Origin of the sequence: Coprobacter tertius (genome assembly GCF_024330105.1) — a bacterium.
GTDB lineage: Bacteria > Bacteroidota > Bacteroidia > Bacteroidales > Coprobacteraceae > Coprobacter > Coprobacter tertius.
Genome location: NZ_JANDHW010000004.1, coordinates 198,305 through 215,922, shown reverse-complemented (window position 1 = coordinate 215,922; position 17,618 = coordinate 198,305). Strand labels below are relative to the sequence as shown.

Sequence of the window (17,618 nt, the reverse complement as noted above, 5' to 3'; positions counted from 1 at the left end):
AAAGATTAAATTGAGGAAAACAATATATCATATAACAGGGATCCTTTTTTGTCTCCTTATGTTGGCTTCGTGTTCGGTGAAAAAGAATACGAAAGCGACTCGTTTTTATCATTCGCTTACCACGCGTTATAACGTATATTTCAACGGGAACGAAAATTATAAAGAACAGCTTCAGATTATGGAAGGGAAATACGAAGATGATTATACCCTTACCCGTATCTATATGCATCCTGCCGAAGCATACAATAATCCGAAAGCAACAAAACCTACTGGAAGTTTCGATCGTACGATAGAAAAATGCCAGAAGGCTATACAGTTACACTCGATAAAGAAAAAGCCCCGTCGAGATCCTAAAAAAATGAGTGATCCTAAATATCGCGAGTATGTAAATCGAGATGAATATAACCCGTTTATACATAATGCTTGGCGTTTAATGGGAAAGGCTCAGTATTATAAAGGCGATTTTTTGAGTGCGGCAGCTACGTTTGTTTATATTACCCGGCATTTTACATGGAAACCCGATCTGGTGGCTGAGTCTAAACTTTGGTTGGCCAGATGTTATTTAGCCATGGATTGGGTATATGAAGCGGAAGATGTTCTTAACAAGATTAATAACGACGGTCTTCCTGAAAGTCAAGAAGATTTGTTTGCTGCTGTAAATGCCGATTATCTGATTCGGAATGAGGATTATAAACAGGCGATACCATTTCTAAAAACAGCAATAAAGGCAGAACCTAATAAACGCCAGCGTACCCGTATGAATTATTTACTGGCTCAGCTTTATACTCTTACAGGAGATAATAATGCGGCTTATAATGCGTATGGTGCCGTTATAAAATCATCTCCTGATTATCGAACCGAATTGAATGCCCGGATACGGCAAACCGAAGTTTTTGAAGGTAAAGACATAAATAAAGTGATAAAAGGGCTGACCAAGATGACACGTCAGGCAAAAAATGAAGAGTATCTCGATCAGATATATTATGCAATAGGAAATTTGTGGTTATCGAGAAACGATACGGCAAAAGCAGTAAATAATTACATACTAGCTGCCGAAAAGAGTACACGTAACGGAAAAGATAAAGCGATAAGTCAGTTAAAATTGGGTGAAATCTATTTTAACCAGCGTGATTATGTAAAAGCTCAACCCTGTTATGCCGAAGCGTTACCGCTTATCGACGAGACATATCCGGGGTATGAAAATATTTCAAAACGTTCGGCGGTGCTCGATGAGTTGGCTGTGCATGCCCAAAATGTTGAACTTCAAGATAGTTTACAACATTTGGCTTCGTTGCCTGAAGAGGAACGAATGAAAACCATACAGAAGATTATTGATAACTTGATCGCGGAAGAAAAGAAGGCCGAAGAGGAGGCTAAGAAACAAGCTTATCTCGATGAACATCAGGGTTTACAAACTGCGATGCAAAATAATAACGGAGCTAAACAACCGACTATTCCCACGATGAATATGGGGAATGGAGACAATGCCTGGTATTTTTATAATCAGGCATTGGTAACTGCCGGTAAGTCTGAATTCCAACGCAGATGGGGACGACGTAAGTTGGAAGACGATTGGCGCCGTCGGAATAAAAATTCGTTCTCGATGGATGATTTTGCCGAAAATAAAGAAGAACCGGCAGAAGAAGGGGATGAAAACAAGGGTGGCGGTGAAGTTCCTGAAAACGGAGAAGGTGGTACTCCTCCGGAATTGGGAGAGAATGTCGCGTTGGTTACAGATACCAAGAATCCGCAATATTATATACAACAGCTGCCATTGACTCCTGAGGATATAGAAAATTCGAACGAGATTATTTCAGACGGTCTTTACAATATGGGACTTATTCTGAAAAACAAGCTCGAAGATTTCCCTGCGGCGATCGATGCTTTTAATCTGCTCGATAAACGTTTCCCAGAATGCGAATACCTGCTCGAAACCTATTATAATATGTATCTCATGTATATGCGTATGGGAGATGTGGCTGCGGCTAACGAGTATAAGAACCGTATTATATCCCGTTATCCGGAAAGTGATTATGCCGTGGCTCTTAAAGATCCTAATTATTTGGAAAATTTAAGGAATATGTCGGCGATGCAGGATACATTATATAATCGTACTTATGAAGCTTATCTGAAAGGAAGAAGTGATTTGGTACATGGCTATTATGACCAGATGAAAAATAAATACCCGTTATCTGAACTGATGCCTAAATTTATGTTCCTGGATGCTTTGTCGTATATCGGGGAGAAAAATGTTGAAGCATTTAAAGAGGGATTGAAAGAACTTCTCGAGAAATATCCCGATGCCGACGTAAGTCCGTTAGCTTCTGATATGCTTAAAGGAATTATGCAGGGACGTTCGGTAAATACCGAAGGGGGAGTTGCGCGGGGTATGTTGTGGAAGATAAAACTAGGGAGTGGAGTTGACGGTGATTCTACTTTCATCGCATCCGATTCTATCCCTCCGTTTATTCTCGACAAAAATGTCCCGCACGATCTGGTATTGGTATTTGCAACCGACAGTGTGGCCTCTAACCAGTTATTATTTAATGTGGCGAAATATAATTTTACCAATTTCCTGATTAAGGATTTTGATATTGAAATAATCTCCTTTAACGAAATTAGTATGCTTGTTATCAAAGGATTTAATAACTTTGATGAATTATTGCAATATCGCCGGATGATGAGTGGTGAAAAAGGTGTACAACTTCCCGAAGGAGTGCGTCCGGTAATGATAAGCGAGCCCAACTTGAAATTGCTGTTCGAAGGTCGCAGTTTCGAGGATTATTTTAATTTTATGAAAGATAACCGGAATGCTTATGAAGAATGAACTGATACTCTGGGCCGATGATGAAATAGATCTGTTGAAGCCTCATATTCTTTTTTTGAAACAGAAAGGTTATGATGTGCAGACTGTTACTAACGGGAGAGATGCTTTTGAACGATGTGAAAAAGAACATTTCGATCTTATTATACTCGATGAGAATATGCCGGGCCTTAGCGGGCTCGAGACTTTGACGCGTATAAAAGAGATAAATCCTCTCGTTCCCGTGATCATGATTACTAAGAGCGAAGAAGAAAATATTATGAATCAGGCGATCGGGAATAAAATTGCCGATTATCTGATTAAACCGGTAAATCCTAATCAGATTCTACTTTCGATTAAAAAAAACCTGTACCGAAACGAAATTATTTCAGAAAATACCACATCGAATTATCAGCAGGAATTCAACCGTATCAGTATGCTGATAAACGATTCTTCGTCGTGGGAAGATTGGTACGAGATTTATAAGAAATTGGTATTCTGGGAACTCGAGCTTGAACAGACCGATACCGGAATGGCCGATATGTTAGCCATGCAAAAAAGCGAAGCTAACTCGGCTTTTGTGAAATATATAAAGAAAAATTACGAAAAGTGGGTGACGACCGATGAACATCCGCTCTTGAGTTATGAGCTTTTTAAAAATAAAGTTTTCCCTCTTCTCGATAATGGAGAAAAAGTATTTCTTATACTTATCGATAATTTCCGTCTCGACCAATGGCGTGTCGTAAAGCCGTTATTGTCCGATTATTTTACATTTGAAGAAGAATTATACTTCAGCATTTTGCCTACTGCGACACAGTATGCCCGAAATGCTATATTTGCCGGACTCATGCCCGATAAGATCGCCAAATTGTATCCTGACCTTTGGGTGGATGAAGATGAAGAAGAAGGAAAGAATTTGAACGAAGAACCGTTGATACAAACACAGCTCGATCGCTTTCGTAAGAAGTATGCTTTTTCATATAATAAGATAAACGAATCGCAGTTTGGAGACCGGTTGATTCAAAATTTTTCCCAAATTGATCGCTTCCCTTTGAATGTGTGTGTGTTGAATTTTATAGATATGTTGTCGCATGCTCGCACCGAATCGAAAATGATACGGGAATTGGCAGGAAGTAACGCTGCTTATCGTTCGTTAACCGAATCGTGGTTTAAGCATTCCTCTGCACTCGAACTACTTAAAAAAATTGCTGAAAAGGATTATAAGGTGATTCTTACAACCGATCATGGGACAATAAATGTAGATAATCCGATAAAGGTGGTGGGTGACAGAAATACCAATACGAATCTTCGTTATAAAGTCGGGAAAAATATGAGTTATAATCCTCGACAAGTATATGAGATAAAAACCCCTGGAAGGTTCGGACTGCCTTCTCCGAATGTAAGTTCGGCATATATTTTTGCTACTAACAGGGACTTTTTGGCTTATCCGAATAATTATAATTATTATGTAAGTTATTATAAGGATACGTTTCAGCATGGTGGTATATCTATGGAGGAAATGATGGTACCGCTTGTGACAATGACGCGTAAATAGTATCTTTGGGAAAATTTAGCGATTAACGAATGTAACGACAGATGGAATCGATAAAAATAGATAATTTAGAAAGTATTCATGAAGCGGCTCGAACCTTTATCGATAAAATGGGGGATGCTACTGTTTTCGCATTTAAGGGGGAAATGGGTGCCGGGAAAACGACATTTATAAAAGCCGTTTGTGAAGAATTGGGGGTTGGGGACGTTATAAACAGCCCGACTTTTGCAATTGTAAACGAATATCGTTCAAGATCGGGAGAATTAATATACCATTTTGACTTTTATCGTATTAATAAACTGGAAGAAGTTTATGATTTTGGGTATGAAGACTATTTCTACAGCGGAGCGCTTTGTTTAATCGAATGGCCTGAGAAAGTGACAGAACTTTTACCGGGAGATTGTGTCGTAGTAAACATTTCGGTACAGTCAGACGGATCGCGTATGCTTACAATAAATTAAAAAGATGGTTACGTTACTGTTGATAATTCTGTTCGTTTTTTTAGGTGCTCTATCTTTGGGAGCTGCGATTGCCAACTGGAAATGGTTTTTTGATACACAGAATGGACGTATGTTGGTCGCATGGTTCGGGAGACGTGGTGCTCGCGTTTTTTATGCCGTGATGGCATTTGTTATTTGGGCAATGGCTGTATGTTTGTGGTTAGAATCTGGATACACGAATTAATGTAGTTTATAATTTGATTTTAGGATCTTCTCTTTTGTTAATATTTTTTGTCCCATATTTAATAAATTGCAATCGATGTGTAAATTAATAATTTAATAATCAGTATTATATGTTTATTCTATTTTTATTTAGCGATATTTAACGTTGTTTTTTCTTTTAGGAATTTATTAATATTGAAACTTTTTATTCGTAATAAATTTATATTTAGAAGATTGAATAGAATAAGCAAAATGTCGAAACGCTGCATATTTGATTTTAATTGGTTAAAAAATGTAATTTTCTTGTTAGAATACTGAAATCATATAATATTTGCACTGTATAAAATATCCTTAGAAGTTAGTAGAAATGCAAAAAAGGAGTAATTATAGTAACTCCATAATAAAATATCGATACTATTAAAATCTGTGAAACTTAAAAAAACAAGAATTATGAAAAAATTTTCTATCGTATTGATCTTATGCTTATTGGCGACTGCAACTACATTTGCACAGTACAAACCCGAAGCGGGTTCAGTAACAACTGAAATCCAGTTTAATCCTTTTAATCAAAATGGACAAAACTTCTCGGTAGACGGACTTAAACTGCGGTATTTCTTTAATGAAAATAATGCGTTACGTGCGACTATCGGTTTTGGAGTTTATAACAACAAATTTACTCAAAAAGACGATAATTCTTCTTCTGAATATAAAACTCGTCAGGGTAATTTTAAACTGAATCTTGGTTATGAATATCATATCGATATCGCACCTCGTTTATCGGCTTATGTCGGATTGCAAACCGGTTTTAATATCAAAAATGCAAAAACAACCGGTAAATACGAAAGTAACGGTACAAAAAGTGAAGTAGAAATAAAAGGTGGTGCGCTGAGTGAAGATGATGTCGATGATCCATCTAATATAGATCCTTCGTCTTTAATGAATGCCGGTTTCGAATATAATTTAGGCGCTTTTGCCGGTATCGATTTTTACATGTATAAAGGTCTTTATTGCGGTGCTGAATTTGGTCTCGATATGAATACATTCTCTTCAAAGAAACCTTCTATCAAAGTAAAACAAGGTACTACGGTTAACGAAGAAAAACCCAATATCAAACGCAATACTTTGGATGTAGCTTTTAAAGCTATTCCTACGATTCGCTTAGGATGGAGATTCTAATCTGAAAATATTATAATAAAAAAATCCCGGTCGGAAACTCCGACCGGGATTTTTTTATTATAATATTTTCAGAGCGGATATTCATCAAAAGCGTATAAAACAGTAGATAAATAACGTTCTCCGGTATCGGGGAGAAGCGCAATGATATTTTTTCCCTTATTTTCTGGGCGTTTTGCCAGTTCTATCGCGGCATATACGGCGGCTCCTGAGGATATACCAACCAATAATCCTTCTTGTTGTGCCAATTCACGGCTGGTACGTATGGCGTCGTCATTTGTTACGCCGATTACTTCATCAACTACACTGTTATCGTAGATTTTGGGAATGAAACCCGCTCCGATTCCCTGTATTTTGTGAGGACCGGGTTTGCCTCCGGATAATACGGGTGAATCTGTGGGTTCTACTGCTATGATCTGTACCGTAGGTTTCAGTTCTTTTAATCGTTTCCCAACTCCCGTTACCGTACCTCCTGTTCCAACTCCAGCAACGAAAATATCAATTTTCCCGTCGGTATCCCGCCATATTTCTTCAGCGGTAGTACGTTTATGCATAGCCGGATTAGCCGGATTTTCGAATTGTTGCAGGATAATAGCTCCCGGAGTTTTCTGTTTCAATTCTTCTGCTTTGGCAATCGCACCTTTCATTCCTTCCGATCCTGGAGTAAGAACGATTTCCGCACCGAGTGCTTTAAGTAAATTTCTGCGTTCGATGCTCATGGTGTCGGGCATCGTGAGTATAAGTTTATACCCTTTCGAAGCAGAAACGAAAGCTAGCCCTACACCGGTATTGCCACTCGTCGGTTCGATAATCGTGCTACCCGGATGAAGATTTCCTTTAGCTTCGGCATCTTCGATCATAGCCAGAGCTACCCTGTCTTTTACGCTACCCGCTGGGTTGAAGTACTCTAATTTTCCGATTACCTGTGCAGGCAGTTGGTGTTTCCGGTTGAAGTTCGAGAATTCGAGTAATGGGGTATTCCCCACGAGATCGGTCAGTTTAGAAGCAATTTTAGCCATGATTTGATTGTTTTAAATGAGTTTATAATTAATAACAACAAAGATAATCTGCTGGTTTGCTAATTACAATCGCACCGATGTGGTATTTTATATACCATAAAAGGGGTATGTTTTGTGAACTTTTTAATTTGGTTCGGGAACTGGTGTTATTTTAGGGATTTTGGGAACTCCTGTTTCATCATGCCAGCGGTTAAGTAATGCTCGATGTTGATTGAGGATTTCCCGGTAACGTGATTCTATCGCTAAATTTTGCATTTCTCCACGATCTTTTCGCATATCGAACAGTTGTTCCCGATGGTTTCCTTTATCATAAACAACATATTTATAATCGGGGGTACGCACCATCCATCCTTTAGTGTCGGATTGGTTAAACAAGGTTTCTGTAACGATAAATTCATGTACTTCTTTGTTGGAATTGTTCTCGAGAATGCTTTTTAAACTTTTTCCCAAGCAGTAATCTGGTGTTGTAGCACCGGCGAATTCACAGAGGGTAGGTAGCAGATCGGTACCGTTATTTATGATTTGATGCATAATTTTTCCTGCATTACGATTTTCAGGTAATTTAACGATAAACGGTATATTTACGACTTCTTCATATAAAACAGATTTTTGATTCCAGTGATGGGCACCTACTCCGTCGCCATGATCTGAGGTAAAAATAATTAATGTATTTTGAGTAAGCCCCTGGGCATCGAGGCAGTTGAGTATTTTCCCTATTTCGGTGTCAACATTTTCTACCAGTCGATAGTAAGCATTACGATATCGCCTCCAATCATCTGGAGTGTAGCGTGCTACTGGATAACTTTTGTAGCTTTTATCTTGTTCACGGCGAATGACATCTGCGTCGTATGGTGCAATCGCAAAATTTACCGGCAGGTTGGGACAATCTGCTAAAGCCGGTTCCTCAATATGGGCAAAAGGTAGGCCTTGCTGGCGGGCATATTCGCAAATGTTGTGTGGGTTATCGAAAGCCGCTACGAGAAAAAAAGGTTTGGTATGTTTTTGTTTCAGATATTTATTGCATGATTCGGCAAGACCGTAATCGTTGTGATCGTGTATTTTTCTGAACCCGTATATCGAATCGGGGATACTCGGCTCGGGTATATGCCATTTTCCTGCATAAACGCAATCATAACCAGCTTCAGAAATGAGATTTCCAAGTGTTTTTCCTCGGTATTCAGAAGGAATAGATGATCCGTTTTTTAGTTGGTCGAGTTTGCCGGGAGTTACTCCTGTAAACATGGAAGCCCTCGAGGGGGTACTTAACGGACAGGAGCAATAAGCATTGATAAACCGGATTCCGTTATGTGTCAAACGGTCGATATTGGGTGTTTTTACATCGTCATTACCGGCGCAACTCAGAGCGTTTGCCGTATGTTGGTCGGTAAAGATATACACGATGTTAGGGCGTGGAGAAAGGGCAGATGCTGTTACTGCCATACTTAAGGCAGCTCCCTGAAAAAGTAATTTTTTCATACGATTTAGTAATAAAAGTTATGATAATTGAGTAATTTTATTTGTAGTACTTGAAAACCGGTATTTAAGAAATTAATTTATATCTAAAGACATAATGTAATCGTTCATGAAATATCCGTTTCCGATAGGAAAGTCTCCACTTCGGGCTATTTTAAAACCCATATGAAGATAAAAATCCAATGCTTTGTTGTATCGATTTACATTTAGTTCGAGAGTACAAGGAATACCATGACTAGCTGATCTGACATGTTCGAAAGCCTTTTCCATTAAAAAACGTCCTAATCCTGTTCCCTGAAAAGAAGGAAGAATATATATTTTTTGCAAATGAAAAAGATTTTCTTTTTCTCTTTCTACCGAAATATAACCACATGGCTCGTCTTCTTTGTAAGCGATGTAGTACTGATGCCCCAACGTTGTCATTTGTTCGTGTAAAGACGGTAACGAATACATCATATCGAACATGTAATCGAGTTGGTTGGGTGATAAAATATCTTTATAGGTTGGACCAAATACCCGACTTGCAAGATTCTGTATGAGAGGGGCATCCTCTAATCCGGCTTTACGGCAATCAAATTCCATATCGGTTTGTTTATTTTATCAGGTCAATAATTTCGTTCAGAGTGAGTAATTTTTGTTCACCGGTAGACATATTTTTGAGGTTGATTTTTCCCGCCTCTATTTCTGTTTCGCCAACAATACCTACATATCCGATTTTTTTTGCATCGGCATATCCCATTTGCTTTTTCATTTTTGCATTTTCGGGATAAATTTCGGCGCGGATACCGGCGGCTCGTAAGGCCGATATATGTTTCAGACATACGGCTTCTTCTTTTTCTCCGAAATTTACAAACATGATTTGTGTCGTTTGCAAAGAATCTTCGGGATAAAGATCGAGTTGGTTTAGTACATCGAATATACGGTCTGCTCCAAAAGAGATACCTACTCCTGAGACACCGGGCATACCGAATACTCCCGTAAGATTATCGTAACGTCCCCCTCCGGTAATACTTCCTATTTGTACATCGATAGCTTTTACTTCTACGATGGCACCCGTATAATAGTTGAGTCCGCGTGCAAGGGTGAGATCGATGACCAATTCCGACCGTAGGGGAGAAGTTTCGAGTTTATCAAGGATATATTCCAGTTCTTCGACTCCTTTCAATCCGGTTTCCGATAACGATAGTTCGTTACGTAAAACAGCAAGTTTTTCCCGATTACTTCCTTGTAACAGGATAATCGGTTGTAATTTTGCAATGGCACTGTCTGGTATTCCCTTTGATCTCAGTTCCTCATTGACATTTTCGAGTCCTATTTTATCGAGTTTATCGATCGCTACGGTAATATCTACTATTTTATCGTGTTCACCGATAATTTCCGCTATACCACTGAGTATTTTACGGTTATTTAGTTTAATAGAAACCCGTATCCCGAAACGGTGATATACTTCATCCATAAGTTGCAGTAGTTCTACCTCATTAAGCAATGAGTCTGAACCTACGACATCGGCATCGCACTGATAAAATTCACGATAACGTCCTTTTTGGGGTCTGTCGGCTCTCCATACAGGTTGTAACTGATAACGTTTGAAAGGGAAACTTATTTCGTTACGATGCATTACTACAAAACGGGCGAATGGTACGGTAAGATCATATCTCAGCCCTTTTTCGCAAAGCATGGCCGCCAGTTTGTTTGTATTGCCAGAGGTTATATCTTCAGGGGAAATGCCTGAAAGAAAATCTCCCGAATTCAATATTTTAAACAAGAGTTTATCTCCTTCTTCTCCGTATTTTCCCATTAGAGTGGAAAGGTTTTCCATGGCTGGAGTTTCGATCTGTTGAAATCCGAAAAGACGGAATACATTGCTGATCGTATTGAATATATAGTTGCGTTTAGCCATTTCTTCGGGAGAAAAGTCCCTCGTTCCTTTTGGTATTGCCGGTTTTGTTGCCATAATATTTTTATGAATTTGGGGTAGTTTTTTTCTGATCCGATGCCCCTTGTTACTCATCGTTTTTGACGGATGCAAATATACTATTTTTTTGTGATGTGAAGAATGGAATTAATATATAGAGTTAAATTTAAAAATATCGATATTTAAAATTAGTAAACTGTAATAACAAGTATCGTTTATTTTTGTATATTCGTTTTTCCATGGATAAAAATAGTAATTTTAAAAAACTGGTAACTATGAAACATTTTCCGGAATCCGAGCTTATTATAAATGATGATGGAAGTATTTTTCATTTACATTTACGACCCGAGCAACTGGCCGATAAAGTGATTCTTGTAGGAGATCCTTCCCGGGTTGATATGGTCGCTTCTTTTTTCGATACGCGGGAGTGCGATGTCTCTAATCGTGAGTTTCACACAATAACGGGTATGTATAAGGGAAAACGGCTTACGGTTGTTTCCCATGGGATAGGTACCGATAATATCGACATCGTAATAAACGAGTTGGATGCGTTGTCGAATATCGATTTCGAAACCCGGGATGAAAAAGCGGAATTCCGACAGTTGACACTGGTACGTATCGGAACTTCTGGCGGATTACAGCCTCATGTACCGGTGGGTACTTTCGTTATTTCTGAAAAATCGATAGGTTTCGATGGCGTTTTGAATTTTTATGCCGGACGTAACGAAGTTTGTGATCTTGATTTTGAAGCGGCTTTTCGTAGGCATGTCGGCTGGTCTCCACTATGGGCAGCCCCGTATGTAATCGATGCAGCGTCTGATTTGGTAGAAAGTATCGGACAGGGTGAAATGGTTAAGGGCGTGACGATTTCCGCTAATGGCTTTTATGGTCCCCAGGGACGTGAGCTTCGGGTGCCATTAGCCGATCCGGAATTAAATAAAAAAATAGAATCGTTTAAATATGCCGATGGTCATGTGATAACGAATTATGAGATGGAAAGTTCCGCTTTGGCTGGATTGGCAAAGCTTATGGGACATAAGGCAATGACAGTTTGCAGTATTATTGCTAATAGAGTAGCACATAACGCTAACAGTAATTATAAAAATTCGATATCTGATTTGATACAAGTCGTACTCGACCGTATCTGATGGGATGTCTGTTGGAAAAAGCCGGCTGGTCTACAAAGATCAGCCGGCTTTTGAATGTAATAATGAAGTTACCCGATTCGAAGAAATAATTATAATAAAGGATATAATCTATGATATTTTATTTACGGTATGCAGATTCTCTTTCTTAATCTCGTGTTTTTGAAGCTTAATGGGTGAGATTAGATGAAACCGTTAAAGAAAATATGTCCTTTATTTGTTTATTTTCTCTTAATCAGGCTTTTTTCACTTCTTTTTGTCAATTACAAAGATATTTAAAATTTTAAATAATCTATAAATATAAGTTCCTTTTTTGCTGTGATTTAATATATTAGAGCCTATATTTATAAAGTTGTGCCATTGTTTTTTGATATTCGTTCTCTAATTGTATGTAATTACTCAGGCTTTGATACCAAAGGGTGGTTTCGGTAAAATATTCGATCATCGATATCTGACCGGCTTTAAGGGCTTTATTTAAAAGATCGATCGTATGCTGAGAATTGAGAACCTGACGATACTCCTCAATGGATTTTTTCAGTGAGGCAGCCTGACTGTAGAGTTGGTCGAGAACGTTTTGATTAGATGCGGCAGCACTCGATATTTGTAGATCGCTATAAGCTGCTAAAGCTTTGGCTTGTTTTATTCGGTTCCGGTTTTCATAAAGAGGTATAGATACTCCGAATGAAATTCCGTTAAAATTCTCATCTAGAGATTTTTCACGTCGGTAACCGAGTTCGAATTTCGGAATCCATTGGGACTTGCTGAGTTTTAATTCTCTCAGAGCGATGTCTTTTTCCTGTAAAAGTGATTGCATCGACGGGTCGGCAGATAAGGCCTCCTGTTTCCACTCTTCTTTGTTTGTTGGTAAGGCAACCGGTATAAAAGTAGTATCGGTAATGATAACAGGAATATCGCCATTCAACATTTGGAGTTCTTTCAGTTTGGCAGTACGGGTGGTAAGTGTTTGTCTTATTTCCGTTTTTACATTTAGCAACTCCATTTCTATTTTATTCGTTTCTAAAATATTAGCATCACCTCTCTTTACTCTTTCTTGATAAAATTTTACCAATGAATATGCATTTTGTTGCCTTAATAGCTGTAATGCATGTTGTTTGTTTAAGGCGATAATGTCGATGCATAATTCTTTTGCATTTAAAAGAATTTGCTGGCGTGTCGTTTCGTATTGTCGGTCGTATAATACGGCTTTTTGTTTCGATAACCGGTTCCGGTGGGCATATAACGAAGGGAAATCGAACGATTGTTGTACGTTAAGTTCTTTACTCTTTCCCAATTGAGAGGGAGAGCCCCACAAATGATCATACGATACGGTAGGATCAGGTAAAGTATTTCCGATTTTTGCTTCGAGTTTTTTCGATTCGGTAAGTTTACCGTTAGCTTTCAATTCCCGATTGTTCTCAGATATGCTTCTCAGTATATGGTCGATTTGGGATTGTGCCGAAAGCTCTCCTATACTTAAACAAATGGATAAAAGGATGATATATAGTTTCATGCTTTTTTGTTTTTACGGTCTAAAAATAAATAAACGATCGGGATGATGAATGCGTTCAAAAATGTAGAACTTATTAATCCTCCCAAAATGACTTTTGCCATAGGGCTTTGTATTTCGTTTCCCGGAAGATCGCCTCCGATCGCTAACGGGATAAGGGCCAGTGCAGATGATAATGCAGTCATCAATATCGGGTTCAGTCGGTCGAGAGAACCCTGTAATATGGTTTCTTTTAGCGATAATCCTTCGCTTCGTAGTTGATTATAATGAGATACCAATAACATTCCGTTACGTGTGGCGATGCCGAATAGCGAAATGAATCCGATAATGGCCGGTATGCTTATTTCTCCTGTCGTAAATCGCAGGATAAATACTCCACCGATAAGGGCTAATGGTAGATTTAGCAGGATAATTCCCGACTCGAGACCGTTTCTAAATTCGTTGTAGAGCAACAAGAAAATAACCAGAATTGAAATGGCTGATGCTAGTAATAATGTTTTAGAAGCAGCTTCTTCACTTTCAAATTGTCCGCCATATTCGATATGATAACCTTCGGGTAACGTTATATTGGTGTTGATTTCTTTTTGAATATCGGTAACGACGCTACGCAAATCTCGTTCGGCTACATTAGCAGAAATTACGATCTTACGTTTTACGTTTTCCCGGTTAATCGTATTCGGTCCTGAAGACGAAATGATATCAGCCACATATGAAAGTGGAATTTTAGATCCGTTTGCGTCGATCATCAGGTCTTCGATCTTTTCGGTATTGTCCCGTAGGTCATCTCTGACTTTTACTGTAAGATCGAATGTTTTCCCGGCTTCGTAAACCTGAGAAACAACTTCTCCGGCAAGGGCTACGTCAATAAATTCTGAAAATTCGGGTAATGTTATACCATATTTTGCAAGCATATCCCTTTTCGGTTTTATTTTTAACTGAGGTCTTTCGATCTGTTGTTCTACATTTAAGTCAACGACACCTTCTACTCCCGAGATAGATGTTTTTATCTCATTTCCTAAAGAAAACATCTTATTTAAATCGTCACCGAATAGTTTAATGGCAATTTTTGCCTGCGAACCCGACAGCATGGCATCGATTCGGTGGGAGATGGGTTGCCCTATTTCAATGTTTACTCCCGATAAAGAATTTAATTTATTTCGGATTTCGGCGACTAATTCGTCGTGTGAGCGGTTTTTCAGTTCATATGGCGCTTCGATCTCAGAAACGTTTACCCCCAATGCATGTTCGTCGAGTTCGGCACGACCTGTTTTACGAGCTACGGTTTTTATTTCCGGAACAGAAAGCAGCAACTCTTCCGCCCTTTGACCGATTCGGTCCGACTCTTCTAAGGAAATACCCGGTAGTGTGCTGACATTAATGGTGAATGAACCCTCGTTGAATGGAGGTAAAAAGCTACGCCCCAAAGTGAAAAATACAATAATTGCGGCAATCAAAAGCCCTCCAGTGGAGCCTAAAACAACTTTTTTGTGTCCCAAGGCCCATATTAATGCTTTTTTATATATTTCTTTGAGTTTTCGGGCAAACCAAGGCTCGCGGCTTAACTTCTTGTTTGTTTTTCCCGAGCCGAGCAAGTAACTGCATAACACAGGGGTTAGAGTTAGAGCAACTATGGTAGAGGCCAGTAAGGCAATGATAAAAGCAATTCCGAGAGGCATTAGCATACGCCCTTCCATTCCTGTGAGAAAAAACAGCGGGACAAAACTCACGATGATAATGAGAGTTGAGTTCAAAATGGGCATACGTACTTCTTTCGAAGCTTCGAAAATGACTTCGATCGGTTTTTTGCGCTCGTTTTCAGGTAATTTTTGGTTCTCACGTAATCGTTTATATACATTTTCCACATCGACAATAGCATCATCGACCAGTGATCCTATTGCAATTGCCATACCCCCGAGACTCATGGTATTTATGGTGAGCCCCATAAAATGAAGAGTAAGAATAGATACTAATAATGAAAGAGGCAATGCAACCAGAGAAATAACCGTTGTTCTCAAGTTCATAAGAAAAAGGAACAGTACGATAATTACGAAAAACGATCCTTCGAAAAGAGATTTCTGTATATTATCGATAGAGTTGTAGATAAATCGGGATTGTCTGAATATATCAGTGGATATATGAATATCTGATGGTAATGACTGTTGTAAATCCTTGACCGATTTGTCCAGGTTTTCAGTCAATTCTAAAGTACTGGTATTAGGTTGTTTCGTAACGGTAACGAGAACGGCAGGTTTCCCTTTTTCTGAAGCGACACCGAGTTTGGGAGCCTTGTTCCCGATTTTTATGGTTGCTATATCTTCCAGTGTAACAGGTACATTCCCGATACGTTTTACAACAGCTTTCGATAATTCTTCTGCTTTATCAGTAGATAATAACCCTCTAACGATATATTCATTCCCGAATTCGTATAAAATGCCTCCATTCGCATTCTGATTCATTTTGCGGGCCACACTCATAACTTCATTCAACCCTATTCCATAATGTTTCATACGGGCAGGGTCGAGTAATATTTGGTATTCTTTTATCTCTCCGCCAATTACAGTTACTTGCGCTACGCCTCCTGTTGATAATAACCGAGGACGTATGGTCCAGTCGGCTATCGTGCGAAGCTGTTGTAATGAGGTCGAATCGGAAGTAATTCCCAATATCATAACTTCACCTAATATAGATGATTGTGGACCCATAGTCGGGGTACCTACATTATCGGGTAGTTGCTCTCCGAGTGTCGCCAGTTTTTCAGCGGTTATTTGGCGGGCGCGGTAAATATCGGTTCCCCAGTCGAATTCTACCCATACAACCGAAAAGCCGGTAGTTGAAGAGGATCTTACACGACGTACATCTGTAGCTCCATTTACAGCTGTTTCTATGGGAAAAGTAACCAGTCGTTCAACTTCTTCCGGGGCCATTCCCGGGGCTTCAGTCATTACAACGACAGTGGGAGCATTCAGGTCGGGAAATACATCGACCTCCATTTTAGCGGCAGTGTATGTCCCGGTTATAAGTAAGATGATAGACGCGATAAGTACTAACAGCCGATTACTTAGCGAATATCGTATTATTTTATTAAGCATAGTGTTTTCTGTTTAATGACATTAATGATTATGAGAATGTCCTTCGGGTATTACATTCGAGTTCGATGCCAGTTTAACTTGGTAAGCACCTTGGGTTACTACCCGGTCGCCCGGCTTCAACCCTGAAAGAATTTCTATTTCTTTTCCGTTGTTATTCCCGGTTTTTACCTCTTGTTTTTTGTACCCTTCTTCATCTAGTTGAATATAAACAAAATTTACTCCCTGTTCTTCGGTAAGAGCAGTGACCGGTACAATGATCGAGTTTTTACGAGGGGAGGACAAGAGGTAAATTTCAACGTAGGAACCGGCAATAATGTTCCCTTTATTATCGAATTCGAATATGATGGGAACATAAAAGGAGTTTTCTCCCGATGTTTTTCCATAAGAAACCAGTCGTCCGTTCAGATTCTTTAATTCATATACTTTTGCGTCGTAAGGAGTTTTAAAATTGGCAGATGTGATAGTAGGCAGAGAACTGTAATGCCGTTCGCTTACATCGGCACGAAGCATTAGTCGGCGATTTTGCGATACACTTAATAAAGGAGTTCCTACCGATACGAAGTCACCTTCATTTACAAGCCGGTTTTTAATATATCCTGAAATAGGTGAAGCTACGATGGTACCGTTACCGTCATGTCTGTTGGATGTCGCCTCCCAATTTAACCGGGCGGTTTCATAGTTTTGCCGTATTTGGTTAAACTCTTTTTCAGAAATGATTTTTTCTTTTACAAGAGATTGGGCACGATTGTAATCTTTTAGTGCCGTCTCATAATTTATTTTTAATTTAGAAACCGGATCTCCATCCATTAGGTTTTTTGAAGAAATAGTAAGTAAAGGGTTCCCGGCCTTTATAGACGCTCCCTCACTAACAGAAGTCTTCCCGAATGAAACTACACCCGGCACTGTTGCGACAATCGTAGATTCGTCTCCTTGTGCAGCAAGTATCTGTCCGTTGGTTTTTATTACCTGAACAAAATCTTTCGGTATAACTTCTTCTACGGTTACACCTGCTGCATAGGCTTTTTCTTTAGTGAGTATTATTTCATCAGAATGTTCGTTTTTTTCATTTTCATGCTCATGTTCATGGCTTTCCTGGTCTTTCTCATGTTCGTGTAGTTCCGATTCATTTGCGTGTTCATGATCTTTGTGAGAGTTTTCTCCGTTACACCCGGAGAGAATATATGCACATAAAGTACATAAGAAAAATATTTTTTTCATTGCATAATATTTTGTCGGTGAAGATAAATAGATTGAAAAGAGTTTACGTGTCATTATAAGAT

Annotated in this window: 13 protein-coding genes; 6 read left to right on the top strand and 7 right to left on the bottom strand. The window is 39.0% G+C overall.

Going from position 1 to position 17,618, the window contains the following annotated elements; translation table 11 throughout:
* Positions 1-58: 58 nt before the first annotated feature.
* The 5 genes from porW to NMU02_RS05700 all read left to right on the top strand — a co-directional run bounded on the left by porW (position 59) and on the right by NMU02_RS05700 (position 6,193).
* Entirely contained in the window at positions 59-2,827 is a 2,769-nt protein-coding gene (gene porW, locus NMU02_RS05720; protein WP_290427115.1) for a type IX secretion system periplasmic lipoprotein PorW/SprE, read from the top strand.
* Positions 2,811-4,358 carry a T9SS response regulator signal transducer PorX gene (gene porX, locus NMU02_RS05715; RefSeq protein WP_255026453.1) on the top strand — a complete coding sequence of 516 codons (1,548 nt, stop codon included), beginning with the start codon at positions 2,811-2,813 and terminating at the stop codon, positions 4,356-4,358. The genes porW and porX overlap by 17 nt, the downstream gene beginning before the upstream one ends.
* Before the next feature lie 41 nt (positions 4,359-4,399).
* The gene (gene tsaE / locus NMU02_RS05710) at positions 4,400-4,816 is read left to right on the top strand and encodes a tRNA (adenosine(37)-N6)-threonylcarbamoyltransferase complex ATPase subunit type 1 TsaE (protein WP_255026451.1); all 417 of its coding nucleotides are present in this window, start codon (positions 4,400-4,402) and stop codon (positions 4,814-4,816) included.
* 4 nt (positions 4,817-4,820) lie between these two features.
* The gene (locus tag NMU02_RS05705; protein ID WP_255026449.1) at positions 4,821-5,039 is read left to right on the top strand and encodes an immunity 17 family protein; all 219 of its coding nucleotides are present in this window, start codon (positions 4,821-4,823) and stop codon (positions 5,037-5,039) included.
* 428 nt (positions 5,040-5,467) lie between these two features.
* The gene (locus NMU02_RS05700) at positions 5,468-6,193 is read left to right on the top strand and encodes a BT1926 family outer membrane beta-barrel protein (protein WP_255026448.1); all 726 of its coding nucleotides are present in this window, start codon (positions 5,468-5,470) and stop codon (positions 6,191-6,193) included.
* Between the two features lie 68 nt (positions 6,194-6,261).
* Here the strand turns inward: NMU02_RS05700 and cysK are convergent, their stop codons facing one another.
* From cysK to hisS, 4 genes are all read right to left on the bottom strand, one after another.
* Positions 6,262-7,209, bottom strand: a complete 948-nt coding sequence (cysK, locus tag NMU02_RS05695) for a cysteine synthase A (protein WP_255026447.1) — start codon at positions 7,207-7,209, stop codon at positions 6,262-6,264.
* A 123-nt stretch (positions 7,210-7,332) separates the two neighbouring features.
* Positions 7,333-8,685: a sulfatase family protein gene (locus NMU02_RS05690; RefSeq protein WP_255026446.1), complete on the bottom strand. Its 1,353-nt coding sequence runs from the start codon at positions 8,683-8,685 to the stop codon at positions 7,333-7,335.
* A 72-nt stretch (positions 8,686-8,757) separates the two neighbouring features.
* Entirely contained in the window at positions 8,758-9,264 is a 507-nt protein-coding gene (locus NMU02_RS05685; RefSeq protein ID WP_255026445.1) for a GNAT family N-acetyltransferase, read from the bottom strand.
* Positions 9,265-9,274: 10 nt separating this feature from the next.
* Complete coding sequence (hisS, locus tag NMU02_RS05680) at positions 9,275-10,636, bottom strand: histidine--tRNA ligase (protein ID WP_255026444.1); 1,362 nt, start codon at positions 10,634-10,636, stop codon at positions 9,275-9,277.
* A gap of 236 nt (positions 10,637-10,872) precedes the next feature.
* Between hisS and NMU02_RS05675 the strand changes: the two genes are divergently transcribed.
* The gene (locus NMU02_RS05675; RefSeq protein WP_255026443.1) at positions 10,873-11,745 is read left to right on the top strand and encodes a nucleoside phosphorylase; all 873 of its coding nucleotides are present in this window, start codon (positions 10,873-10,875) and stop codon (positions 11,743-11,745) included.
* 328 nt (positions 11,746-12,073) lie between these two features.
* On the opposite strand, the gene NMU02_RS05670 is transcribed toward NMU02_RS05675, so the two are convergent.
* Genes NMU02_RS05670 through NMU02_RS05660 form a run of 3 tightly spaced genes read right to left on the bottom strand, consistent with a single transcriptional unit; the run spans position 12,074 to position 17,556 of the window.
* Complete coding sequence (locus tag NMU02_RS05670) at positions 12,074-13,252, bottom strand: TolC family protein (protein WP_255026442.1); 1,179 nt, start codon at positions 13,250-13,252, stop codon at positions 12,074-12,076.
* On the bottom strand, positions 13,249-16,338 hold the full coding sequence (locus NMU02_RS05665; RefSeq protein WP_255026441.1) for an efflux RND transporter permease subunit: 3,090 nt from the start codon (positions 16,336-16,338) through the stop codon (positions 13,249-13,251). The genes NMU02_RS05670 and NMU02_RS05665 overlap by 4 nt, the downstream gene beginning before the upstream one ends.
* A gap of 21 nt (positions 16,339-16,359) precedes the next feature.
* A complete protein-coding gene (locus NMU02_RS05660) occupies positions 16,360-17,556 on the bottom strand; it encodes an efflux RND transporter periplasmic adaptor subunit (protein ID WP_255026437.1) in 1,197 nt (398 codons plus the stop codon).
* Positions 17,557-17,618 lie beyond the last annotated feature (62 nt).